Annotated in this window: 19 protein-coding genes; 8 read left to right on the plus strand and 11 right to left on the minus strand. The window is 41.8% G+C overall.

Annotated features, from left to right (window positions below):
- Nucleotides 1-53: 53 nt before the first annotated feature.
- The 7 genes from ACZ41C_RS14210 to ACZ41C_RS14240 all read right to left on the minus strand — a co-directional run bounded on the left by ACZ41C_RS14210 (nt 54) and on the right by ACZ41C_RS14240 (nt 7,983).
- Nucleotides 54-2,540, minus strand: coding sequence for a TonB-dependent receptor domain-containing protein (locus tag ACZ41C_RS14210; RefSeq protein ID WP_138258356.1), 2,487 nt, complete (start codon nt 2,538-2,540; stop codon nt 54-56).
- 4 nt (nt 2,541-2,544) lie between these two features.
- On the minus strand, nt 2,545-3,057 hold the full coding sequence (locus ACZ41C_RS14215; RefSeq protein WP_138258357.1) for a hypothetical protein: 513 nt from the start codon (nt 3,055-3,057) through the stop codon (nt 2,545-2,547).
- Nucleotides 3,058-3,139: 82 nt separating this feature from the next.
- Nucleotides 3,140-3,484, minus strand: a complete 345-nt coding sequence (gene arsC, locus ACZ41C_RS14220) for an arsenate reductase (glutaredoxin) (RefSeq protein WP_464562363.1) — start codon at nt 3,482-3,484, stop codon at nt 3,140-3,142.
- 18 nt (nt 3,485-3,502) lie between these two features.
- Nucleotides 3,503-4,601, minus strand: a protein-coding gene (gene prfB, locus ACZ41C_RS14225) for a peptide chain release factor 2 (protein WP_154920312.1) whose coding sequence is annotated in 2 segments (ribosomal slippage) — nt 3,503-4,537 and nt 4,539-4,601 — 1,098 coding nt in all. Because the reading frame shifts where the segments join, the coding sequence is not laid out codon by codon here.
- A gap of 65 nt (nt 4,602-4,666) precedes the next feature.
- The gene (locus ACZ41C_RS14230; RefSeq protein WP_138258359.1) at nt 4,667-5,533 is read right to left on the minus strand and encodes a transglutaminase-like domain-containing protein; all 867 of its coding nucleotides are present in this window, start codon (nt 5,531-5,533) and stop codon (nt 4,667-4,669) included.
- 31 nt (nt 5,534-5,564) lie between these two features.
- Nucleotides 5,565-6,512, minus strand: coding sequence for an alpha-E domain-containing protein (locus tag ACZ41C_RS14235; protein ID WP_138258360.1), 948 nt, complete (start codon nt 6,510-6,512; stop codon nt 5,565-5,567).
- 7 nt (nt 6,513-6,519) lie between these two features.
- Nucleotides 6,520-7,983 carry a circularly permuted type 2 ATP-grasp protein gene (locus tag ACZ41C_RS14240; protein WP_464562366.1) on the minus strand — a complete coding sequence of 488 codons (1,464 nt, stop codon included), beginning with the start codon at nt 7,981-7,983 and terminating at the stop codon, nt 6,520-6,522.
- Between the two features lie 287 nt (nt 7,984-8,270).
- Here ACZ41C_RS14240 and ACZ41C_RS14245 point away from each other — a divergent pair, with 287 nt between their 5' ends.
- Together ACZ41C_RS14245 and ACZ41C_RS14250 are read left to right on the plus strand one after the other, a co-directional pair.
- Nucleotides 8,271-10,670, plus strand: a complete 2,400-nt coding sequence (locus tag ACZ41C_RS14245) for a zinc-dependent metalloprotease (RefSeq protein ID WP_464562368.1) — start codon at nt 8,271-8,273, stop codon at nt 10,668-10,670.
- 19 nt (nt 10,671-10,689) lie between these two features.
- Nucleotides 10,690-11,712, plus strand: a complete 1,023-nt coding sequence (locus ACZ41C_RS14250; protein ID WP_138258363.1) for a threonine aldolase family protein — start codon at nt 10,690-10,692, stop codon at nt 11,710-11,712.
- Nucleotides 11,713-11,732: 20 nt separating this feature from the next.
- Here ACZ41C_RS14250 and ACZ41C_RS14255 read toward each other — a convergent pair whose 3' ends face one another.
- Together ACZ41C_RS14255 and ACZ41C_RS14260 are read right to left on the minus strand one after the other, a co-directional pair.
- Complete coding sequence (locus ACZ41C_RS14255; protein WP_138258364.1) at nt 11,733-12,035, minus strand: YegP family protein; 303 nt, start codon at nt 12,033-12,035, stop codon at nt 11,733-11,735.
- A 148-nt stretch (nt 12,036-12,183) separates the two neighbouring features.
- Nucleotides 12,184-12,510, minus strand: coding sequence for a YbaB/EbfC family nucleoid-associated protein (locus tag ACZ41C_RS14260; RefSeq protein WP_464562371.1), 327 nt, complete (start codon nt 12,508-12,510; stop codon nt 12,184-12,186).
- Between the two features lie 145 nt (nt 12,511-12,655).
- On the opposite strand from ACZ41C_RS14260, the gene ACZ41C_RS14265 reads away from it, so the two are divergent.
- From ACZ41C_RS14265 to ACZ41C_RS14275, 3 genes are all read left to right on the plus strand, one after another.
- Nucleotides 12,656-14,716 (plus strand): S9 family peptidase, encoded by a 2,061-nt coding sequence (locus ACZ41C_RS14265; protein WP_138258366.1) that lies wholly within the window; start codon nt 12,656-12,658, stop codon nt 14,714-14,716.
- A gap of 72 nt (nt 14,717-14,788) precedes the next feature.
- Nucleotides 14,789-15,829, plus strand: coding sequence for a PLP-dependent cysteine synthase family protein (locus ACZ41C_RS14270; RefSeq protein ID WP_138258367.1), 1,041 nt, complete (start codon nt 14,789-14,791; stop codon nt 15,827-15,829).
- Between the two features lie 213 nt (nt 15,830-16,042).
- On the plus strand, nt 16,043-17,302 hold the full coding sequence (locus ACZ41C_RS14275; protein WP_138258368.1) for an aminotransferase class I/II-fold pyridoxal phosphate-dependent enzyme: 1,260 nt from the start codon (nt 16,043-16,045) through the stop codon (nt 17,300-17,302).
- Between the two features lie 55 nt (nt 17,303-17,357).
- Here the strand turns inward: ACZ41C_RS14275 and ACZ41C_RS14280 are convergent, their stop codons facing one another.
- Together ACZ41C_RS14280 and ACZ41C_RS14285 are read right to left on the minus strand one after the other, a co-directional pair.
- On the minus strand, nt 17,358-18,476 hold the full coding sequence (locus ACZ41C_RS14280; RefSeq protein ID WP_138258369.1) for a GTP cyclohydrolase: 1,119 nt from the start codon (nt 18,474-18,476) through the stop codon (nt 17,358-17,360).
- Between the two features lie 87 nt (nt 18,477-18,563).
- A complete protein-coding gene (locus ACZ41C_RS14285; RefSeq protein WP_464562374.1) occupies nt 18,564-19,649 on the minus strand; it encodes a transporter in 1,086 nt (361 codons plus the stop codon).
- A gap of 86 nt (nt 19,650-19,735) precedes the next feature.
- On the opposite strand from ACZ41C_RS14285, the gene ACZ41C_RS14290 reads away from it, so the two are divergent.
- The 3 genes from ACZ41C_RS14290 to ACZ41C_RS14300 are packed head-to-tail and all read left to right on the plus strand — an operon-like array spanning nt 19,736 to nt 23,734.
- On the plus strand, nt 19,736-19,999 hold the full coding sequence (locus ACZ41C_RS14290) for a DUF4834 family protein (RefSeq protein ID WP_138258371.1): 264 nt from the start codon (nt 19,736-19,738) through the stop codon (nt 19,997-19,999).
- A 28-nt stretch (nt 20,000-20,027) separates the two neighbouring features.
- On the plus strand, nt 20,028-22,466 hold the full coding sequence (locus tag ACZ41C_RS14295) for a YfhO family protein (protein ID WP_464562377.1): 2,439 nt from the start codon (nt 20,028-20,030) through the stop codon (nt 22,464-22,466).
- Nucleotides 22,463-23,734: a glycosyltransferase family 4 protein gene (locus ACZ41C_RS14300; protein WP_464562379.1), complete on the plus strand. Its 1,272-nt coding sequence runs from the start codon at nt 22,463-22,465 to the stop codon at nt 23,732-23,734. The genes ACZ41C_RS14295 and ACZ41C_RS14300 overlap by 4 nt, the downstream gene beginning before the upstream one ends.

A 23,734-nucleotide genomic window follows, 5' to 3' on the forward strand; every position in this document is an offset into this window, starting at 1 on the left:
AATTAAAAAGGGGAAGCAAAATGCTTCCCCTTTTTTTTGTATTCGTTTCTCCATTAACTTCCAAATTCTTCATCGTCTCCGGAGTCGTCCCTTTGCTGTCTTCTTTCACGCTGCTTTTGCTGGTTAATTCGATATACAAAAGAAAGATTGAATTGCCTTACCCGCCATTGAAATTCACTATCTGAAGTAAACGTAGGAGTCTGTGTGAAAGACATACGCTTTCTTGAGTTTAATAAATCGCTAACATTAAAGGCTATGGTGCCATTGTCTTTTAGAATGTCCTTACTAAATGCCAGATTTATGGAAAAAATGCCTTCGTTTTCTGTTTGGGCATTGTTTGTGGGGCCCCGATAGAAGGCGTTTGTTTGCCAATCAATTTTTCCTGGTAATGTAACCTTGGAACTAAATCTAGAAAACCAGCTCGTGTTTTTGGCGCCAAAATCTACACCATTAAATATACCGCTGGAATTAAACTGGAAAAAGTTAAAACTTCCGTTGATTCTCCACCATTTAAAGGGGTTGTAAAGTATGCCAACTTCTCCACCTATTCGCTCATTGGTTGAAAGATTAATGGGCAAAGAGCGTATAATTGCGATACCATCTGTTGTAAGTTGACCTGTTTCTTCTTGGATTCTTTCAAAGGAATTTGTCTCTTTTTGATAATACACAGAAGTTGTAAGTGTAATTTTTTCCCATCTTTTTAGATATCCTATATCATAGGCATTAGCAAAGGCTGGATCCAAATCAGGATTACCTTGAAAAATATTTGTTCTACTGGAAAACGAGGGAAATGGGTTTATGAAGAATCCCCTAGGTCTATTGATACGTCGATTATAACCCAAAGATATATTTTCGTTTTCGGCTAGTTCATAAATAAGGTTCAAAGTAGGGAAAAGGCCCAAATAATTCTTGTTGAAATCCAAATCAATTTCCGGTCCCAAAATTTCCCGTAATGTTTCAATATCTACGCCGGTTACTTGACCTTTTAACTGTGTGTTTTCCAGTCTTAGACCAGCAAGAAATGAAAATTTCCCGTATTTGTTCCCATATTGGGTATACAGCGCATTTACGTTTTGATTAAAGATAAAACGGTTTGTCAAGCCAGGATTGGGTTCAAAAACACCAGTATCAGGATTACGTTGCTCCAAGGCGAAGTCATTGTCGTTTTCCTCAAAATTACCTCTATAGCCCGCCTCAAATTGTGCATCTCCCATAGGAAGTACATAATCAACCTGTACCAGTACTTCATTTTGTAATTCAATCTGATCTATGTTTTGAGCATCAATAATGGAATCCGTAGGAAAAAATTGGTCTTCACTAATTATGATGGGTTTTATCTCCTCATCAAAGGAATATTGAAAGTCAGCCGTTAATTTATGTCCTTCATCATTAAAATTATTGTTGTAATTAAGTGAAAGTTGATAGCTCTTTTCATCCTCTAATTCAATTTCCCTTCTTAAAGTTCTGCTATCAATATTTGTACCTATGAAACGTGTTGTATTATTATCCGTAACATCTTCTCCATCGTTCAACCTTCCAAAGCCACTAATGGTTAATGAAGATTGATCTGTTAGAAAGTATTCTATTCCTAAATTGGCATTAAATCCGCTATTGTTTCTATTTATATCCCTATCCTCGATAATTCGGTCAAAGGCACCATTAAAATAGGTGTTGTCAAAAAAGCCGTTTCCGGGACCTTTGTTATACCTATAACCTATAGTAGTAAAAATATTGAAGTTGTCCGTACGAAGGTTTAGGTTTGGAGTAATGGAAAACGCGTCTGGATAGCCTACAGTTGTATTTATGGTACCATTAAATCCACGGGTCTTTTCTTTCTTTAAAACGATATTTAAAATACCGGCGGTGCCTTCTGCATCATATCTCGCGGATGGGCTCGTAATCACCTCCACTTTTTCAATAGCATCAGCAGGTAGCTGTCTAAGTGCATCCGTGGAACCAAAGCCCGCAAGGGCGGAAGGTCTACCATTGATTAATATCCTTACGTTTCCATTTCCTCTAAGGGCTATGGCACCATCTACATCCACCGTAACGGAAGGAATGTTATCCAAGGCATCACTTATGGTCGCACCACTATTCGTTAAATCCTTTCCTACATTATATACCTTTTTGTCCAAGCGTACCTCTACGGTGGTGCGTTCTCCAACTAACTCTACTTCGTTCAGTTGTGCAACATCCAGCGCAAGTTTAATGGTACCTAAATCCGTGGATTTGGTAAAATTTTGATTGGGAAACTCCTTTGATTTATAAGAGATATATTCTATTCGTGCATTGTATCTTCCAGGACCTACTTCTACAGAAAATTTACCGTTGATATCCGTAATTCCGCCCGTAACCCGTTCTGGATTATCAACACTTTGTAGTACCAAAGTTGCATATTCCAAAGGTTGGTTATTTTCTTCATCTAGAACCGTACCTGTAATCGTTACAGGAGATCGACCGTTCCCTGGGCCTCCTTCTGGTCTTTGACTTATAACTTGTAAAGTGAATAATAGTAGGAGTAAAGGGAAAAGTTTTCTCATAGGTTTAGTTTTTGTCTTTCTTTCGTTGTTTCTTTTTTTCTTTTTTATTCTTTTTTATGGTTTTGTCCACTCCGTTTTTTTGGAGTTCTACAAATGCCTCATATTTTTCTAGAGGTAAACTTGCTTTTAATTCTTCATCCTGCCGCTGCGTAATCTTATCATAGACCTCACGCATTTTTTCAGGTGGAAGTTTTAATATTTGTGCCTCAATTCTTTCCTGAACGTATTTTTTCAATATTGAACTTAGAATGGCACTTTCAAAATCGTTCAATTGCAAGGCCTCTGTAATGGAGGGCATTTCACCGTCTACCAATTCTTCGGCCGTCTTGGGCTTTACCTCTTCGGGAGTTTCTTGGGCCTGTGGTATGGCACTTCGTCCTCTTCCATATCCATAACCCCTACCATAACCATATCCTCCCATACCATTTCCAAACTGGGCGTATATTTCTACACCAGCGAATAGAAATAGGGTCAATGTGATAATGCTTAAGCGATTCCATTTCTTTGTACTATTCATAATATTTGATTTTGAAATTGAACTTTGGTTTAAGTCGCTTTGGTTAATTATTTGTTAATAGTTTCCGCGATTTTAAGGAACCTTAAGAAATCAGGGTCTTAATATTTTCTGGTGGCCTACCTATTACCGCCGTGTTGTTTTTTATAACTATCGGTCTTTCAATGAGTTTTGGGTTCTCTATCATGGCATCTAGGATTTCTTCTTCGGTCAAAAGACGATTTCTATAGTTCTCTTTCCATATTGTCTCGTTTTTACGGACCAAATTCTCCGCCGAGATACCCAAACACTGAAGAACTTGTCGCAGTTCCTCCTTTGAGGGAACATCCTCCAGATATTTAACTACTTCAAACTCCTTGCCAGAATCCTCCAATATTTCCAGACCCTCCCTGGATTTTCTACATCTGGGATTGTGATAAATTTTAATCATTGTTAAATTATAATGTGTTTATTCTTCCTCTTTTTGTCCCATCATCATAAGGTAGGCCTTTAAAAAAGCATCTATCTCCCCATCCATGACCGCATCCACGTTGCCTGTTTCTTCAGCAGTTCGCACATCCTTGACCAATTTATAGGGGTGCATTACGTAATTCCGTATTTGCGAACCCCATTCTATTTTCATTTTGGAGGACTCTATTTCCTGACGGGCCTCCATCTTTTTCCGCAGTTCTATTTCGTAAAGTTGAGACTTCAACATTTTCATTGCGGTGGCCCTATTGTCATGCTGACTTCTGGAGTCCGAACATGAAATTTGTATGCCTGTGGGATGGTGCACCAATTGCACCTTTGTCTCGACTTTGTTCACGTTCTGTCCTCCCGCGCCACTAGATCTTGCCGTGGTGATCGTGATATCGGCCGGATTTACGTCTATCTCTATACTGTCGTCCACCAAAGGATACACATAGACAGAAACAAAAGAGGTGTGTCTTTTGGCGTTACTGTCAAACGGGGAAATTCGTACCAATCTGTGAACGCCGTTCTCACCTTTTAGCCATCCAAACGCATATTCACCATCAATTTCCAAGGTGACCGTTTTAATACCGGCAACGTCACCTTCCTGAAAGTTCAGTTCCTTTACCTTGTATCTATTTTTTTCGGCCCACATCATGTACATCCGCATTAACATGGAGGCCCAATCGCAACTCTCGGTACCGCCCGCACCTGCGGTTATCTGCAGTACGGCGGGAAGTTCATCACCCTCTTCGGAAAGCATATTCTTGAACTCCATTTTTTCCAAGGAATTCAAGGCTTTTTCATATTGAGTTTCTACTTCTTCCTCCGATACTTCCCCTTCCTGAAGGAACTCAATAAGCACTTCCAGATCGGTTACCAATGTCTTGGCGGCATTGAAGTCATCCACCCATTGCTTTTTGGACTGGATGTATTTCATTTGTGCCTGTGCCTCTTGGGGATTGTCCCAAAAATCGGGTGCCAAGGTCTTTTCCTGCTCGTTCTCTATTTCAATAAGTTTGGCATCGATGTCAAAGATACCTCCTTAACGCACCAAGGCGATCAATAAGACCTTTATAATGGTCTGTAGTTACTATCATCTGAGATAATTTTCGGTAAAAATACTATTCTTTTTTACCAAATTTGATATAGTTTGTTCCGATTATTGCTGTATGAGGCGTTGCTGATTTTTAACGACAACGGAATACGTAGTTTTATGGTTCTCGGCCGAATGGATTACGCGCTTCTCCGGTAAACAATCCATAGAATCCTTGCCATGGCAGATTTTGATGTAATCGGCATTGACCACCCTATTGTTGGTAGGGTCAAATCCCAACCAACCGTAACCAGGGACAAAGGCTTCCGCCCAAGCATGTATTTGCCCATCGCCAAGGCATCCGTTCTCATGATTTAAAAAGCCCGATACATATCTACAAGGTATTTTATTGTATCGGCCCATGGTACAGAAAAGATGTGCCAGGTCTTTGGAATTGCCCAATTTTAAGACCTGGATTGTCTCCATTCTAGACGTGCCCTCAGGTCCTCCCGATACAAATTGGAACTGGGAATGTATCCAAAAGTTCAACTTTACAAGGTTTTCAAAAATTCCCTTATTTGGGTCGAACTGGTAGCTACCATTTTTGTTCTTGGGTAATCCCGTTAGTGGGGTTGCCCGTAAAAAACGCTCAAAGTGCACCTGAAATTTGAGGGAGCCGATTTCCTCTAGTGTGTTTAGAATATCCTCGGACTTCGTTGGCTCGGGCATTTGTAGCAGGGAAGTACGTACTCTAAAGGTAGCTTTAAAGGAAATTTGGCTGAACGCCTTTTTTGGGTGCACCTTAATGGTTTTAAATCCAAAACCGTTTATTGATAATTGGTTCACACAGTGGGTGGAGTTTGAAAAATCGAATTCCAGTATCTCTTGGAACTCGTTTTCCATGGGGATTATCAGGAATTGCCAATACCCTTCGGCCACCTCATTTTCAAAAGTAGTATTGGATTCGTACAGAATGGTATGCTCTTTCCACATCTTGGATGTAAAAATAGCCTATTTGTAGACATTAATAGTTGAAAAACTCTTCGTCTACCTTATTGCTGATTTCCTCCAGACTTTTGAGAATACTTTCTATAAAGGATTTTATATCCTTTTCAATTTCCTCTATGTATTTGAATTCATATTCGGATCGAACGCGGCCAATCAGAAACGCTGTGGATTCCTTATTGTATTTTCTTTCTGGGTTTAGAATTTTCACATGCTCGTAAAACTGGTTCAAAGCATTCATGACGGATCTGGGGCAATTGGGGTTCAAAATGAGGAATTCCAAGGTGGATATGCTAGTAGGCGGTTTTTTATAGTACCTGCGCATCATGTCATAGGACTCCGCACATTTCAGTAGTGTGGTCCATTCAAAACTTTTCCGAAAACCATCCTCAAAATCGCTTTGAGACAATAATGCGTCGTTATATTTGGAATTGATCATACGGGTAATCTGTGTCGCCCTTTCAATATTTACGCCCATCATTATGATGGCGTAAACGGAATCGTGCAATAGCGTACCCCTAATTTTACCCCTAAGTATAGCGCTCATTTCCGTCACATTGGTCGTGAAATCATGGAGCCCGCTTCTTACGAAAACCTCTTTGGGATAATTTAGGACAAAATGGTAGAATTTGTTGATGGATTCATAGAGTTCCGTAGAAATAAGGTCCCGTGCACTGTTGGCATTTTCCCTGGCATATTTTACATTGTTCAAAATGGACGATACAAAACTAGGGTCCACGCCAATTTTGAACAATACCTCTTCCTCCACCAGTGTTCCATTGGAATCCTTATCAGGTTCCCCAACCATAAACAACATCGACCTAAGAACAAACTGTCTGTCCTGGGAAATTTGGTTAGGTGCGTCCAGGGACGAAAAATAATTGACGTTCATATAACGCGCAATGTGCTCGGAACGTTCAATGTATCGTCCCATCCAGAAAAGATTATTGGCTACTCTTGCTAACATGTAGTATTTATTTTTTTAAGACCCAAGTGTCTTTTGACCCGCCGCCTTGGGATGAGTTCACGATTAAATTTCCTTTTTTCAACGCCACGCGGGTCAATCCGCCTTTTAAAACGAACTCCTTGTCCTTGCCTAGAATGGTAAACGTTCTTAGATCTACATGACGCTGTTCAAAAGATTCGGAATCATCGATATAGGTTGGATGTACGGAAAGTGACATGATGGGCTGGGCGACATATTTTCTTGGATTTTCCTTTATCTGTTTTCGTACTTCCTCAATTTCCTGTTGGGTAAGCCTGTTGCCTATGGAGATACCATAACCACCTGCTTCGTCCACAGGTTTTACGACCAGGTCCTTTATATTTTCCAATACATATTGCAACTCGTCCGGTCTGCTACAATGATAGGTATGCACATTGTTTAGGATGGGTTCCTCTTTCAGGTAATATTTAATGATGTCCGGCATATAGGTATAAACCGCTTTATCATCGGCGACTCCCGTGCCAGGTGCGTTTGCAAGTGTTACGTTCCCTTTTTTGTAAGCGGCGAATAGGCCCGGTACGCCCAAAGCGGAATCCGGCCTAAACTCCAATGGATCCAAAAATGCATCGTCAATTCGCCTGTAGATTACATCCACCTTTTCAGGTCCTTTGATGGTCTTCATGTACACAAAATCGTTTTCAACGAACAGGTCACGTCCTTCTACAAGTTCGACCCCCATGGTCTTTGCCAAGTAGGAATGTTCATAAAAAGCGGAATTATACATGCCCGGCGTGATAACAACGCAATTTGGGATATCTACACCTTTTGGTTTTACGGATTCCAATTGCTCCATTAGGTTTTCCGCGTAGTCCGTAACCGTATAGGTCTGGTAATGGTTAAAAACCCCAAAGAGGGCCCGTTTCAGGGCCGTGCGGTTGCAGATTACGTAGCTCACTCCGGACGGACATCTAATATTGTCCTCCAAAACATAATACTGGCCATCTTTGTGTTTAATGATATCGGTTCCCGATATATGATTGTAAATGCCACCGGGTGGATTGAGCCCGTTCATTTGATCCAAGTAATTGGCCGAAGACGTAATGAGTTCCAAGGGAACGACCTTATCCTTTAATATATTCTTATCGTGGTAAATGTCCCACAGAAAAAGGTTCAATGCCTTGGCCCTTTGAATGGATCCCCTTTCAATGATGTCCCACTCCTCCGGGTCGATAATTCTTGGGAATAGGTCGAAGGGAAAAATCTTTTCCTGAACATTGTCCTCACCATAGACCTGAAAGGTTATTCCCTGATTGAAAAAAGATGCTTTGGCCTTGGAGTTAAGGTTGATATAATCCTGGATGGAATGCCCGCCATAAATATCAAAAAGCTTTTGATAGATATCCTTTATGTTTCCTTTACTATCGTAAATTTCGTCATATAAATCAGGGTTTCTCTGATAGGAGGAAAAAATTTGGTTCTCAACGTTAGACATACAATTTGTTTTCATAAAAGGTAAAAAATTTTATAGAAAAAACGCTTAGTATTTCAACATAAATAGGGTGCTTAAATTTTCTTTTCTATAAAAATCTTGCGACTTTTTTGTTTAAAAACGTGTTTCTCCAATTAGGACACCATCGGTTAAGAATTTAGCCGTAAATTATCTATTTTTAACTCCTAACTAAATTTTGAAACCAAACATCCAAGTTGTTTTTTTCACGTATTCATTTGCGACTTATTGGATGTAAACAGTAATTTTTAAGAATCAATACCCATTAATACATGAAAAAAACATCCCCGTTATGGCTGTTTTTGGCCATACTATCCATATCACCGGTTTTTGGTCAGTTTTCAGAGAAAAAAAAGGATTTCCAAAAGTTTGAAGGCCTTTTCGATTTCTATTACGATTCCAAAACCGACAAAATTTATCTAGAGGTACCCCAATTGGAAAAGGAGTTTCTATATGTTTCTTCCTTGAGCAGTGGCATCGGAAGCAATGATATTGGCTTGGACAGGGGGCAATTGGGAAATGAACAGGTAGTCTTTTTCAGGAAGGCCGGAAACAAGCTCCTTTTGGTGCAGCCTAATTTAAAGTTCAGGGCCTTGACGGACAATGCCCTTGAAAAGAAATCCGTGGAGCAGGCCTTTGCAAAATCCATTTTATATGGTTTTCCCATTGAAGAGGAAAAAGATGGGAAATATATTATTGATATATCGGGGTTTTTAATGCAGGATATCCATGGAGTTACGGAAAGACTCCAAAGCACCGATCAGGGAAGTTATACGCTGGACAAGGAAAAAAGTGCCATGGCGATGGACCGTACCAAGGCCTTTCCAAAAAATATTGAATTTGATATTACCCTAACCTTTAAGGGAAGTCCCAAAGGAAGCTATGTGAGAAGTGTGGTGCCCAACCCTGGATTGATTACCGTGGCCCAGCATCATTCATTTGTGGAACTCCCCGATGACAATTTTGAAAAGCGCGAGTTCGACCCCAGGTCAGGGGCCTATCCCTTTTCCTATTACGATTATGCGACTCCCGTTGAGGAGTCCTTGATAAGAAGGTTTATCCCTAGGCATCGGTTGGAAAAGAAAAACCCCGATGCCGAGGTCAGTGAAGCGGTAGAACCTATAATCTATTATTTGGATAACGGAACCCCGGAACCTGTTCGCAGTGCCCTTTTGGAAGGTGGCAGGTGGTGGAACCAAGCATTTGAGGCCATTGGGTATAAGGATGCTTTTCAGGTAAAAATGTTGCCGGACGATGCGGATCCTTTGGATGTTCGCTATAATGTCATTCAATGGGTGCACAGATCTACTAGGGGATGGAGCTATGGTTCCAGCGTGTCGGATCCCAGAACCGGTGAAATAATTAAAGGACATGTTAGTTTGGGAAGTTTACGAATCCGTCAGGATTTTTTAATTGCACAGGCTTTGATGAACAAGCCTTTTGCGGAAAGGGACGATAATTACCAGCCTATGTTGGATTTGGCCTTGGCGAGAATCCGTCAGTTATCGGCACACGAAATAGGGCATACTTTGGGCTTTTCGCACAACTTTGCCGCCAGCACCAATGGAAGGGCTTCGGTGATGGATTATCCACACCCCCAGTTTTCGGTCAAAAATGGTGAAATCGATTTTTCCAATGCGTATGATACGGGCATCGGGGAATGGGACAAGGTAATCGTGGCCTATGCTTATAGCGATTTTCCCAAAGGTACCAATGAAAGGGAAGCGTTGAACGAAATTTTGGAAAAAGCAACTTCGGATGGTCTACGGTACATATCCGATCAAGATGCGCGTCCACAAGGCGGGGCCCATATATTTGCCCACCTTTGGGACAACGGAAAGTCCATCAGTGATGAATTGTTGGATATGTTGAAGATCAGGGAGACCGCCATCGCAAACTTCTCTATAGACAATATCCGCACCAATGAGGCCAATTCCGTTTTGGAAGACGTTTTCGCACCCTTGTATTTTTTCCATCGGTATCAAACAGAAGCGGCAACAAAGATCATAGGCGGTTTGGATTATAACTATACCGTAAAGGGGGATGGCCAATTGACCGTTGCCCCTGTAGATAAGCGAACTCAGGAACAAACCTTAAAGGCAATTTTAAGGACCTTGGATGCCGATGAAATTGCAATCCCAAAGGAGAAATTGAGTTTGTTCCCTCCCAGGGCCATTGGTTTTGGAAGTACCCGGGAATCCTTTAACGGCAAGACGGGCGTCACCTTTGACGCACTTTCCGCTCCAGAAACGGCCGCCGATATGACCCTTGGACTATTGCTGCATCCGGAAAGGGCTTCCAGATTGATCCAACAAAAGGCTTTGGACCCCAACAATCTTGGATTGGAAGAGGTATTGGCCGAAGTAGTTTCCAATACCTTCGGGAAAAATCTGAAAAATTCCTATAGCAATGAGGTACAGCAAAATATCAATTTTAGGGTGCTATTTCATCTGATGAACTTGGTAGCGAGTGATGCCGTCCATCCGCAGGTAAATGCGATTGCCAACATGCAGCTAAAAAAATTGAATGCCATGAATATGGAAAATGCGGCTATCAAAGGGGAAATTAGCCGTAGGATCACTGATTTTTATGAACACCCAGATGAATTTAAAGTTGTCGATGCGCCAAAGATTCCAGATGGTTCGCCCATAGGCATGGATTGTTTTCATTAATCCAAAATAGTATCCTGTAATGACAATAAATTTGATAAGCGACACGGTCACCAAACCTACGGCTGGTATGCTGGATGCCATGATGTCTGCCCAAGTTGGGGACGATGTGTTCAAAAATGACCCTTCGGTCAATGCTTTGGAGGAAAAAGTGGCCACCATGTTCGGGATGGAGGCGGCACTTTTCTTCCCGAGCGGTACCATGACCAATCAGACCGCCATAAAATTGCATACCCAACCCGGAGAGCAATTGATCTGTGATAAATATGCCCATGTTTTTAATTATGAAGGCGGAGGTGTGAGTTTTAACAGCGGCGTTTCTTGTCGGCTCTTGGATGGACACCGGGGCATGGTTACGGCGGCACAGGTAGAATCGGCCATAAATCCACCCGATTTTTATCACAGTCCGTTGACTTCCTTAGTATGTATTGAAAACACGACGAACAAAGGGGGTGGTGCCTGTTGGGATAATAAGGAATTAAAGAAGATTAAGGCGGTTTGCGAAAAGCACGGTTTGCATTATCATTTGGACGGCGCCAGATTGTGGAACGCCTTGGTGGCTAAAAATGAATCGCCGGAACAGTATGGCGCCCTCTTTGAAACTATTAGTGTATGTTTGAGCAAAGGCTTGGGATGCCCGGTGGGTTCCGTACTTTTGGGAAGCAAGGAGCATATTCACCATGCCTTACGGATACGAAAAATATTGGGTGGGGGCATGCGCCAGTCGGGATTTTTGGCCGCTGCAGGAATCTATGCTTTGGACCATCATATTGACCGACTCTCAGAGGATCATCAAAAGGCGGCAGAAATTGGTAAGGAACTAACGAAGCTGTCCTTTATAAGGAAAGTGGAACCCATAGAAACCAACATCATCATTTTTGAAATTGAGGAGGATTTTATGTCCAGTGCCGACTTCAACTCCAAATTGCAGGAAAAGGATATCCATATCATAAGCATGGGGCAGGGAAAGTTGCGTATGGTAACGCACATGGATTATACCAATGAAATGCACGACTATTTTTTGGAAACCTTACGGCGTTTCTAGGTTATCTAAAATTGGCCCTTTTACGGTTCCAGGATGTTTCGTAGGTTTTTGATGCCGTTTTCCATACCGGCTTCGGAGTTGTAAAAACCACTGCTGCCAATTACGGTTCCTTGGTCGTTTTTTAGATTGAACAGAAATTTACCCTCGAAATTCGTTTTGCGTTCGAACCTTTTAGTTGGAAGTTCGACATTCTTTAGTTCGTTAAGCGTATGCTCCATGGATTTGGAATCCTTAAATTCCACACTTTCCAACAGCACTTTTCCCGTGGCAGATTTTACCACAAACTGGTAAAATTCATCATCCTTGTTTTTGACCTCGATCATACCAATTCTTTCTTTTAAAGATAGGTAATTTCAAAGAATAGGGACTGGAAAACGTTCAAGCCATCGCCATAAAGTTCAACGCTCAGTCTTACCTACAAATCAAAACTTTATTTCTTGGGAGTGCCATGTAGGCCTGCCAAACAGTAGCTTACTTCAACAAAGAATCCATTCCTGGAATATTGGGCATTCCTTCCTTGGCAACAGACGCCAATTCGCTTTCGTTTATGCTCGTCGCCCTTTTAATGGCCTTGTTCAGCGTTAAGATTAGAAAATCCTCCAACTGCTCCATGTCGGACAAAAGTTCTTCTGAAATTTCGATTTTTTTTATTTCTCTATTGGCGGTGATAGTTACGGAAACGGACCCATCGGAAGATTTTTCATCGATAAGGACCGTGTCCATCCGCTTTTTGGTCTCTTCCACTTTTTTTTGGGTTTCCTTTAGTTTGCCCATCATACCCATCAAATCTCCGAACATAGCTGATTTTTTTGTTTTCGTTTATATTTCAAAGGTACTAAAATGTTCATATTCGTTGCGGATCCAAAATCGGCCTAACATACAGAAACGCTCCAAATAATAAGATCTATTTTTGCGACCATCTTAAAATTGAAAAGAGAACAGAATGACACAGCGCAATGCACCGGTAGCCAAAAAACGACCTAAGGAATTAGTTGCCCATAACGATGTTAGAATCGATAATTACTACTGGCTTAACGAGAGGGAAGACCCTGAGGTTTTGGCCTATTTGCAAAGTGAAAACGACTTTTACAATGCCATGACGGCGCATACCAAAGCTTTCCAAGAGGCACTTTTTAAGGAAATGAAGACCAGGATCAAGGAAGATGATGCCTCCGTACCCTACAAGCTAGATGGATATTGGTACAAGACCAGATATGAAGTAGGGGGTGAATATCCCATTTATTCCCGTTTCAAGGAAACCTTGGATTCCGAAGAAGAAATCATGTTCAATGGGAACGAGATGGCAGAAGGTTTCGAATATTTTAGTTTGGGCGGAATCGCGGTCAGCCCCAATAATACTTTGGCCATTTTTGGTGTGGATACCGTTTCAAGAAGGGAATATACACTTCAGGTAAAGAACCTTGAGACAGGTGAAATATATCCAGATAAAATAGAGAATACCACAGGTGGCGGTGTTTGGTCCAACGATAACAAAACCTTTTACTATACCAAGAAGGAACCGGTTACCCTAAGATCGGATAAAATATACAAACACGTTCTGGGAACCCCCGTAGCAAAGGATGAGTTGGTGTTTCATGAGAAGGATGATACTTTTAGCACCTTTGTGTACAAGACAAAATCTAAAAAGTATATTGTAATAGGTTCCCATAGTACCTTGACCTCGGAGTTTCAGATGCTCTCCTTGGAAAGACCGGAGGAAGGTTTTAAGGTATTTTCCCCTAGGGAAAGAGGGGTGGAGTATTCAATTTTTCATTTTGAGGACTCTTTCTATATCCTGACAAATAAGGACGGTGCTACCAATTTTAAGTTAATGAAGGTGGGAGAGGATAGCACGGAATCCAGGAATTGGCAAGAGTTCATTCCGCACAGGGAGGATGTGCTATTGGAAGATGTTGATATTTTCAAGGATTACTATGTTCTTTCCGAAAGGGAAAACGGACTCAACCAGATTCGGATAGTCCGTTGGGACGGTTCGGATGCCTATTACCTGCCTTTTTCAAGTGAGACTTATACAGCCCACGTGGGCAACAATCGGGATTTCGACACCCAAATTTTAAGATATAGCTATAATTCATTGAGAACTCCAAGTTCTGTAATCGATTTCAATATGGCCACCAAAGAGGAGACCGTCATGAAGGAACAGGAGGTACTTGGGGGAAATTTTGATAAGGACAATTATATTGAAGAACGTCTTTGGGCCACGGCAAGGGACGGGATAAAAATTCCTATTTCCTTGGTATACCATAAGGATACGGTTTTATCCAAGAATACCCCGCTTTTACAATATGCCTATGGCTCATATGGGTACACCATAGACCCCTATTTTTCAACGGTACGCCTCAGTTTATTGGACCGAGGTTTTGTCTATGCCATTGCCCATGTAAGGGGAGGTGAGTATTTGGGGAGGAAGTGGTATGAGGATGGAAAGCTTTTAAAGAAGATGAATACCTTTACGGATTTTATCGATTGTTCGAAATACCTGATTGAACAGCAATTGACAGGTCCCGATCATCTGTATGCCATGGGTGGTTCCGCAGGCGGTCTTTTGATGGGCGCTGTCATCAATATGGCCCCTGAGCTTTACAATGGAGTAATTGCTTCAGTACCCTTTGTGGATGTGGTCACCACAATGCTTGATGATTCAATTCCACTGACTACCGGGGAGTATGACGAATGGGGCAATCCAAACGATTTGGAATTCTACAACTATATGAAATCCTATTCTCCGTATGACAATGTAAAGGCCCAGGGTTACCCCAATTTGTATGTCTCCACGGGTTTGCATGATTCCCAAGTGCAATATTTTGAACCTGCCAAGTGGGTCGCCAAATTAAGGGAATTGAAAAAAAATGATACCTTTTTATTTTTTGATATCAATATGGAAACGGGTCATGCAGGGGCTTCCGGCAGGTTTGAGGCACTTAGGGAAGCCGCAAAGGAATATGCATTTCTGTTGGATTTGGAAGGAAAAATAGTACTGTAGAAAAAAAATAGTAGATTTGTAGCAAATTTTAACAAATCTTTGATTTGCTAAAAACAAAAATCGTACCCCCCTATGGAAAATAAGATAAAGGCTAACAACAATATCTTAGAATTAATTGGGAAAACACCCTTGGTGAAACTTAACAGGATTACCGAGAATCTTACAGGTGACTTTTATGCCAAAGTTGAGGCATTCAATCCAGGTCACTCCTCCAAAGACCGCATCGCAATCCACATAATAGAAGAGGCCGAAAGGAAAGGCCTCTTGAAGGAAGGCAGTACCATTATTGAGACAACTTCTGGGAATACTGGTTTTAGTATTGCCATGGTAAGTATTATCAAGGGGTACAAGTGTATTCTGGCGGTCAGTTCTAAGTCTTCTGCCGATAAAATCGATATGCTACGTTCCATGGGTGCGGAAGTGTATGTTTGTCCTGCCCATGTGAGTGCGGATGATCCAAGGTCCTACTACCAAGTAGCGAAACGTTTGCATGACGAAACCAAGAACTCCATATATATCAATCAGTATTTTAATGAATTGAATATGGAGGCCCACTATCGATCAACAGGTCCTGAAATTTGGGAACAAACAGCCGGACAGATTACGCACTTGGTGGCCTGCAGTGGGACGGGTGGTACTATTTCCGGTACGGCCCGATATTTAAAGGAACAAAACCCGAATATCAAAATCATTGGAGTAGACGCCTATGGTTCCGTTTTAAAGAAATATCACGAGACGGGAACCTTGGATACCAATGAAATCTATCCGTACAGGATTGAAGGATTGGGTAAAAATTTGATTCCAACTGCCACGGATTTTGAGATTATCGATGAATTTATAAAGGTCACCGATGCGGAAAGTGCACATACCGCAAGGGAAATTTCCAGAACGGAAGGCATTTTTGTAGGGTATACCAGTGGAGCCGTTATGCAGGCCGTGAAACAACTGGATGAATTGAACACCTTTGATGCGAACAGCAAAGTCGTTGTTATTTTCCCAGATCACGGTTCACGGTATATGAGTAAAATTTACAGTGACCAGTGGATGGAAGACCAAGGCTTTTTGGAGGCCAATCCAGTGGAAGCGAAACAGGAAATCCAGTTCATTAAGTAAGCTGAGGTTTAAGAATACTACCAAAAGCGGGCTTTTTGCCCGCTTTTTTTTATTCATATCTACCTTGGGGAAAGCCCACGAGGCATTCTTCGAAGACGAACTTTTTATTTCGTGACTAACCTAGGTATAGTAAACCCTTTGGCGGTGCCAATAAATTATTTGTGAATGCTGTCCAAAAATTTTTACTTTTGCAGGCAGAACCAAAACTAGGTGATGAGAGATTTATTTGAAAGAATCATAGAAAATAAGGGCCCGTTAGGTAAATGGGCTTCACAAGCAGAGGGATATTTTGTATTTCCTAAATTGGAAGGTCCAATTTCCAATAGGATGAAGTTCCAAGGAAAGGATGTAATTACCTGGAGTATAAACGATTATTTGGGTCTTGCAAATCTACCCGAAATAAAAAAGGTAGATGGTGAAGCAGCAACGGAGCACGGAGCGGCGTACCCAATGGGCGCACGTATGATGAGTGGTCATACGGACTACCACGAGCAATTGGAACGGGAATTGGCAGAATTTTCCCAAAAAGAGGCTTCCTACTTGCTTAATTTTGGTTACCAAGGGTTTATGTCGGTTATCGATGCATTGGTTACAAAGGATGATATTATTGTGTATGACGTGGATTGCCACGCCTGTATTATCGATGGTGTTCGATTGCATATGGGTAAAAGGTTTACGTTTACCCATAACAATGCCGAGAGTCTGGAAAAGAACCTTGAGCGAGCCACCAAAATGGCGGACCAAACAGGAGGGGGTATTTTGGTTATCTCCGAAGGTGTTTTTGGGATGCGGGGCGAACAAGGGATTCTTAAGGAAATTGTCGCGTTAAAAAAGAAGTTCAACTTTAGGTTATTGGTAGACGATGCCCATGGTTTTGGAACGTTGGGCAAAACCGGAGCAGGTGCAGGTGAGGAGCAAGGTGTTCAGGATCAAATAGATGTATATCTGGCCACATTTGCCAAATCCATGGCTGGTATTGGGGCTTTTGTTGCGGCCGATCAAGAAATAATCGATTACCTAAAATATAATTTGCGTTCCCAAATGTTCGCAAAATCCCTTCCCATGGTTTATGTGAAAGGAGCTTTAAAACGTTTGGACATGTTACGTACCATGCCGGAGCTTAAGGCGAAGTTGTGGGAAAACGTTAACGCCCTTCAAAACGGTTTAAAGGAGCGAGGTTTTGATATTGGGACCACTACTAGCTGTGTCACCCCTGTATATTTGAACGGTAGTATTCCAGAGGCGATGGCATTGGTAAAGGATTTGAGGGAAAATTACGGTATTTTCTGTTCTATTGTAGTATATCCAGTGATTCCTAAAGGGTTGATTTTGTTGCGTTTGATACCAACGGCAACCCATACCATGGAGGATATTAGCGAAACTCTGGATGCTTTTTCCGCTATCAGGGACCGATTGAAAAACGGAACCTATAAAAGATTATCCGCAGCGGTTGCAGCGGCTATGGGAGAGTAGCGTTCGATTTTTCAATAAGTAATAAATAAAGCCCAAACATTAAGTTTGGGCTTTTTTATAGGCTTTTTCTATAGGTTCTTCTTCTTTTGTAAACCTCTGGGCTAAAGTGCTTCCACATTTGTTTTATGGCAATGTTTTCTTCCAACTCTGGAGTTCTGTAACACATTTTTATACCTTTTTCCGTGAATACCTTGTAATATTCATTGAATATGATGGCGGTAACACCTTTGTTCTGGTATTCAGGGTGGATGCCTATCAAATAAAAGATAGCATCCTTACTGTTCCTTTTTGCCGATAATAGATGAAAAATCCCAAAAGGTAACAATGTGCCATTGGCTTTTTGCAAAGCCTTGGAATAAGAGGGCATTACGATGGCAAAGGAAATTACCTTGTCATTTTTGTCCAGAATAAATTTGATGTACTCCGGATTGATAAAACTGATATATTTTTTTTTGAAATAGGCCTTTTGTATTTCGGTAATGGGAACAAAGGAAGAAAGCTTTGCGTAGGTTTCGTTAAAAAGGTCGAACATCTCGTCCACATAGGGCATAACCTCCTTGGTGCTTGTAAAGTTCATTTCTTTTAGGCCATACCTCTTTTTAACAATGTCATTAAGTTTGGTAAAGAGTGCAGGATCTGCATTACTAACGGGGAATTTGTTCTCCATGTACTCCTTCTCCTTTACAAATCCAAAATTGGCGTAATGCTTTTCATAATAGGGATGGTTATACCAAGTGACCATAGAGCCAATATGGTCAAAACCTTCCACAAGTACTCCTACTTTATCCAGATTGGAAAAACCTACCGGTCCCTCCATAAATTCAAGTTGGTTTTCCCTTCCTATTTCCGCAACTTTTTCCAAAAGTAGTTTGGAGACATTGGGATCGTCTATAAAATCGAACCAACCAAATCGCATTTTCTTGATCTGTTGCTGCTCAATTTCCAATCGGTTGATGATAGCGGCGACTCTACCAACAATGGAATGATTTTTATAGGCTAGAAAAAATCGGGCATCCGCATCTTTGAACACGGGGTTTATATCCTTGTTAAAAGAGTCAAGTTCGTCCTTTATAATAGGGGGAACCCAATATTTGGAACCCTTGTAGAGCGAAAAAGGAAAGGTTACGAACTTCTTTAGCTCCTTGGTATTTGCAACCTCTTTTAATGTGATCATCGATGCTTCTTAGAAGCATCAATATTAGGAATATTAATCAATACCTAAAAATTAAGCAAAGGTTAAAAGTACTAAGGGTATCGAAACTTAGAAGTCAATTTCGCTGTCGTCCCTATTTCCTTTTTTCTGGGCCTTTTTGAGTTTTCTCAATTGCTTTTTGGACGGTCCCAAATCCACGTCTTCCGCACCGCTTCCCCGGGATTTTCTATCTTTTCGTTTCTCCTTTTTCATGGAGTTTTTCTTGATGGCACCCCCATTTTCATTGGACTTTTGGTCTTCGATGGGGACCAATTTATCTTTGTGGAAGTCAAACCTATAGGAGCCCCCGGCATTCACAAAAACACGGGACGGTGTATTTTTAAAACTTGCCCCTAGTCCCATATCCACTTGAAGTTGCTCATTGAACAAATAGGCAACCCCTCCACGTAATAGTAAATCTGAATAGCGATCACTGTGTATCCCCTGATGTTCCAAAAAGGTACTCCATTTGGGGTTTCTAAAGGCATGTGAGAAGGAAATTATATAACTCAATTCCGGGTCATCGGTTCCAATTCTATCATAAGCCGTATTGGTGATCATGACCATTCTTGGCGTCATCCTGCTTTGGGTGGCCAACATGACCCGCGGCGAAAAGGTGGGTTCTCCCGGATAGTAGGGATTGTCGCCCAAAACAAAATTGGCTCCCGCATACAGGGAGACGGCAGGCAACAAGTTTTTAAACTGGAACTTATGGTTGGCGCGCCAACTGTAAAGATTGGGTTTGTTTCGCTCCGGATTTTTATACGGGTCGTAGATTAAATACTTAAGTCCCAATCTGTTCCTGGAAAAATCCCTTCTCTTGGCCTTAAGGTCGAAGAATTCGTATATAATGTCCTGATCTTGAAAAGTACCTTCATAATTTAGTTCCAATCGCTCAAACAACAATCCGTATCGCAAGGAGAAGTTGGATCCCCAAGAATCAGATTGCGTATTCAAAAGTGCATGGTCGCTCTGTTCATAAAAAAGGCCCATTTCCAACTGCACGACATTTCTTCCAACGGCATAGGCACTTACGGAAAGTCCAGGCCTGTTGGAATTTATAACATCCGTATATTGGGCCAGGACGGACATAGGTGCAATCAATAAAACCAGTAGTTGTAATAGGATTCTTCTGCTACTAAAGGGCTTGCCCATGGAAACGACTTTATAATTATTTTAATACTTTGAATCTAGTTATACAACGTGATAATTGTATTTTTGATATGTAGCAATCCAAATAAATGGCATTTTTAAAAACTATATTGGTAATTCTCTTGGTGTACTACCTGCTGAAAATTTTGGCAAGGATGTTCGCGCCGAAAATATTGAATTACGCGGCCAAAAAGACCGAATCACATTTTAGGAAGACCTTTGAAGGATTCCAGCCAGAATCCAATCAGCAAGAGGAGCAAGTAGGTGACGTTATCATCAAAAAAAAGTCGGCCAAGAAAAGGAGCAATTCCGAAAAAGTTGGGGAATATATCGATTTTGAAGAAATAGACTAGTTATCTTTGTCTAACCAACCACCGGAACATGAAGAAAGGTCTAAAATTCTTTATTACCCATTTTTTTGTCACCGTATTCCTTATCATCGCCGCACTGGCCTACTTTCATCCAGTACTTCAGGGAAAGGTAATTTTTCAGAATGACATTGCCCAGTACACGGGCATGGCCAAAGAACAAAACGATTTCAGGAAAAGAACGGAAACAGAGCCTTACTGGACCAACAGTGCTTTTGGGGGCATGCCCACGTATCAGTTGGGGGCAAACTATCCCCACAATTATGTCAAGGAATTGGATCGGGCCATCCGATTTTTACCAAGGCCCGCAGATTATCTATTTCTTTATTTTATCGGATTTTATATTCTTCTCTGTTGTTTGAAGGTAGATTATAAACTGGCCATTGTAGGGGCTTTGGCCTTTGGCTTTTCGAGCTATTTGATCATCATCATTGGAGCGGGGCACAATGCAAAGGCCCATGCATTGGGATATTTGCCCATTCTTTTGGCGGGCATCGTGTTGGTTTTCAGAAAGAAATACCTATCCGGATTTTTAGTGGCGGCCTTGGGAATGGCACTCGAAATTGTGGCCAACCACTACCAAATGACCTATTATTTCATGTTGCTGGTACTGGTTTTGGGGATAGCGTATTTGGTCGATGCCATCAAACGAAAGGAATTAAAGCACTATGTTATCTCGGTTGGAATTTTGGTAGCGGCTGTCGCATTGGGTATTGCCGCAAATGCCACAAGCCTTCTGGCCACGAAGGAATATGCAGATTGGAGTACCAGGGGCAAAAGTGAACTGACCATTAATCCTGATGGTTCCCCAAAGGCGAGCACGGATGGATTGAGCAAGGAGTACATCACGCAATGGAGTTATGGAATTACGGAATCCTTAAACTTGTTCGTTCCCCGGCTATTTGGTGGGGCAAGTCAGGAAAACCTAGGTGAGGACTCAAAATCCTTCAACTATTTGATAGACAAAGGACTGCCCAGGTCCAGTGCCTTGGATTTTGTTAGCGGACTACCTCTTTATTGGGGAGAACAACCCGGGACATCCGGTCCTGCCTACATTGGGGCCATTATATTTTTCCTGTTTATTTTGGGATTGTTCTTGGTCAAGGGAAAACATAAGTGGTGGTTGTTGTTCGGGGTGTTGATGTCGTTGATGCTTTCCTGGGGAAAGAATTTCAGCGGACTCACAAACTTCATGATCGATTATTTTCCGCTGTACGATAAGTTCAGGGCGGTTTCCTCCATCCAGGTCGTATTGGAATTATGTGCGCCCCTCTTGGCCATCTTGGCCTTGAAAAAGATATTTTCACCTAAAGTCCCTCCCTCGGATAAGTTGAATTCCTTAAAATATGCCGGAGCGGTAGTTTTGACTCTAGGAGTCTTGTTGTTCCTTGTCAAGGGAATGTTCGATTTTACGGGGCCTTCGGACGAACGGTTGCGCATGACCGGTTTAGAGGAACTTCCTGAAATGTTGCGACTGGACCGTAAGGCCGTGTACACGAACGATCTTATTCGGTCATTGATTTACGTGTTGATAACCGTTAGCTTGGTCTGGTTGTATCTCAAGGGGAAACTCAAGGAAAATTGGGTCGTATTGGGAATCGGAATGCTCGTGGTATTTGATTTGGTAGGGGTGAACCTTAGGTATGTGAACGCCGATAATTTTGTGGCCAAACGAAGGATGCTTGAGCCATTTCAGGCTACGGAAGCGGATAAGCTGATTATGGAAGACGATGGGGTATATAGGGTTTTTGATCAGACCGATGGTTTTGATTCGGCAAAAACGGCCTATTTCCATCAAAGTATTACCGGTTACCATGCGGCCAAACCTGCAGGCATGCAGGATTTGTATGAGTTCCATATCTACAAAGGGAATCTTTCCGTATTCAATATGCTGAACGTTAAATATGTGATTCGGCAAGACCAGGAAGGCAACATATTCCCCATTCAAAATCCGGATGCCAATGGAAATGCTTGGTTTGTTAGTAAGCTGAAGCCCGTAGAATCCGCCAACGAAGAGATACTCGCTTTGGATAGTCTGGATACCAAGAACGTTGCCGTTTTTAATTCCGAAAAAATAAGGAATATCAATCGTCAAGGTTTTCAAGTGGATTCCACCGCCACGATTCAATTGACGGACTATGAGCCCAATCACCTGACCTACAGTTCCAACAATCCAAATGCGGGTGTTGCGGTTTTTAGTGAAATGTACTACCCAGAAGGTTGGAACGCCTATTTGGATGGACAACGAACCGACCATTTTAAGGTAAACTATGTTTTAAGGGCGATGCGTGTTCCCGAGGGAAAACATACCATTGAATTCAAGTTTGAGCCGGAAGTCGTAGAACAAGGTAGCACGATTGCCTTGGCAAGTACCATTCTCCTTGGTTTGGTGCTTTTGGGTGGCATTGGATATTCTTTTTGGAGAACCAAAAAAGGAGAAACTTCCCAATGAAACGAGTTTTGGTCATCACGTATTACTGGCCCCCGGCAGGCGGCCCCGGAGTACAACGATGGTTAAAGTTTGTAACCTATTTTCGGGATTTTGGTGTGGAGCCGGTGGTTTACATTCCCAAAAATCCACATTATCCTTTAAAGGATGCCTCTTTGCTTGATGAGGTTCCAAAGGATATCAAAATCATTGAAAATACCATTTTTGAACCCTACGGACTTTCAAAATTGATATCCGGTAGGAAGACCAAACGAATAAGTTCCGGTGTCATTTCCGAGAAGAATCAGTCCGTATTGGAACGGGTCATGCTTTGGATACGGGGAAATCTTTTTATTCCCGATGCCCGAAAATTTTGGGTAAATCCGTCCGTTAACTTATTGGGTCCTATTTTGAAGGAGGAAGGGATAGAAACCATCATTACTACCGGACCCCCGCACAGTGTACATCTTATCGGACTTAAATTAAAGGAGCAATTGGGGCTGCAATGGATAGCCGACTTTAGGGATCCTTGGACCACTATTGGATATCACAAAAAACTGAAGCTAACGACATCGGCACAAAAAAAGCATAAGGAACTTGAGCGAAAGGTCTTGAATACTGCCGATAAAATCGTGGTCACGAGCAAGACCACGAAGCAAGAATTCCAGGGCCTTACCCCAAAACCCATCAAAGTAATCACCAATGGTTATGACATGGGGGAAAGAAAGCCCGTTACCTTGGATGAAAAGTATACCATAGCCCATATTGGATCTATGCTTACCAAACGAAACCCATGTAAATTATGGAAGGTGTTGGGTGAATTGGTGCGCGAAAATCTGGAATTAAAAGAATCCCTACAATTAAATTTTGTGGGCGTCGTGGGGCAGGACATCCTGGATTCCCTGAACGAATTCGGTTTAAATAGATATGTTACCATCATGGGATATGTACCCCATGAGGAGGCGGTTTTATATCAGCTGAAATCACAAGTATTATTATTGGTGGAAATCGATTCCGAGGAAACAAAAGGAATCATTCCTGGAAAATTCTTTGAATATGTACGTTCAGGAAGGCCTATTTTGGGTATTGGGCCTGAAAATTGGGAAGTAGCGGAAATGATAACGGAAACGGCATCGGGCGAGGTTTTTAACCACACCCAGGAGACGGAGCTTAAGAAGGTACTTTTAAACTGGTTTCAGCAGTTTCAGAATAATTCATTAAAATCATCGGCTACGAATATTGAGCGCTACAGCAGGCGTGAACTAACGAGGCAATTGGCAGATTATATTTAG

This window comes from Maribacter sp. C-4077 (assembly GCF_055378385.1).

Excerpts from the sequence above, each read along its gene's own strand:
- ACZ41C_RS14210 (WP_138258356.1), bottom strand. The coding sequence starts at position 2,540 with ATGAGAAAACTTTTCCCTTTACTCCTACTATTATTCACTTTACAAGTT.
- ACZ41C_RS14215 (WP_138258357.1), bottom strand. The coding sequence starts at position 3,057 with ATGAATAGTACAAAGAAATGGAATCGCTTAAGCATTATCACATTGACC.
- arsC (WP_464562363.1), bottom strand. The coding sequence starts at position 3,484 with ATGATTAAAATTTATCACAATCCCAGATGTAGAAAATCCAGGGAGGGT.
- ACZ41C_RS14230 (WP_138258359.1), bottom strand. The coding sequence starts at position 5,533 with ATGTGGAAAGAGCATACCATTCTGTACGAATCCAATACTACTTTTGAA.
- ACZ41C_RS14235 (WP_138258360.1), bottom strand. The coding sequence starts at position 6,512 with ATGTTAGCAAGAGTAGCCAATAATCTTTTCTGGATGGGACGATACATT.
- ACZ41C_RS14240 (WP_464562366.1), bottom strand. The coding sequence starts at position 7,983 with ATGTCTAACGTTGAGAACCAAATTTTTTCCTCCTATCAGAGAAACCCT.
- ACZ41C_RS14245 (WP_464562368.1), top strand. The coding sequence starts at position 8,271 with ATGAAAAAAACATCCCCGTTATGGCTGTTTTTGGCCATACTATCCATA.
- ACZ41C_RS14250 (WP_138258363.1), top strand. The coding sequence starts at position 10,690 with ATGACAATAAATTTGATAAGCGACACGGTCACCAAACCTACGGCTGGT.
- ACZ41C_RS14255 (WP_138258364.1), bottom strand. The coding sequence starts at position 12,035 with ATGATCGAGGTCAAAAACAAGGATGATGAATTTTACCAGTTTGTGGTA.
- ACZ41C_RS14260 (WP_464562371.1), bottom strand. The coding sequence starts at position 12,510 with ATGTTCGGAGATTTGATGGGTATGATGGGCAAACTAAAGGAAACCCAA.
- ACZ41C_RS14265 (WP_138258366.1), top strand. The coding sequence starts at position 12,656 with ATGACACAGCGCAATGCACCGGTAGCCAAAAAACGACCTAAGGAATTA.
- ACZ41C_RS14270 (WP_138258367.1), top strand. The coding sequence starts at position 14,789 with ATGGAAAATAAGATAAAGGCTAACAACAATATCTTAGAATTAATTGGG.
- ACZ41C_RS14275 (WP_138258368.1), top strand. The coding sequence starts at position 16,043 with ATGAGAGATTTATTTGAAAGAATCATAGAAAATAAGGGCCCGTTAGGT.
- ACZ41C_RS14280 (WP_138258369.1), bottom strand. The coding sequence starts at position 18,476 with ATGATCACATTAAAAGAGGTTGCAAATACCAAGGAGCTAAAGAAGTTC.
- ACZ41C_RS14285 (WP_464562374.1), bottom strand. The coding sequence starts at position 19,649 with ATGGGCAAGCCCTTTAGTAGCAGAAGAATCCTATTACAACTACTGGTT.
- ACZ41C_RS14290 (WP_138258371.1), top strand. The coding sequence starts at position 19,736 with ATGGCATTTTTAAAAACTATATTGGTAATTCTCTTGGTGTACTACCTG.
- ACZ41C_RS14295 (WP_464562377.1), top strand. The coding sequence starts at position 20,028 with ATGAAGAAAGGTCTAAAATTCTTTATTACCCATTTTTTTGTCACCGTA.
- ACZ41C_RS14300 (WP_464562379.1), top strand. The coding sequence starts at position 22,463 with ATGAAACGAGTTTTGGTCATCACGTATTACTGGCCCCCGGCAGGCGGC.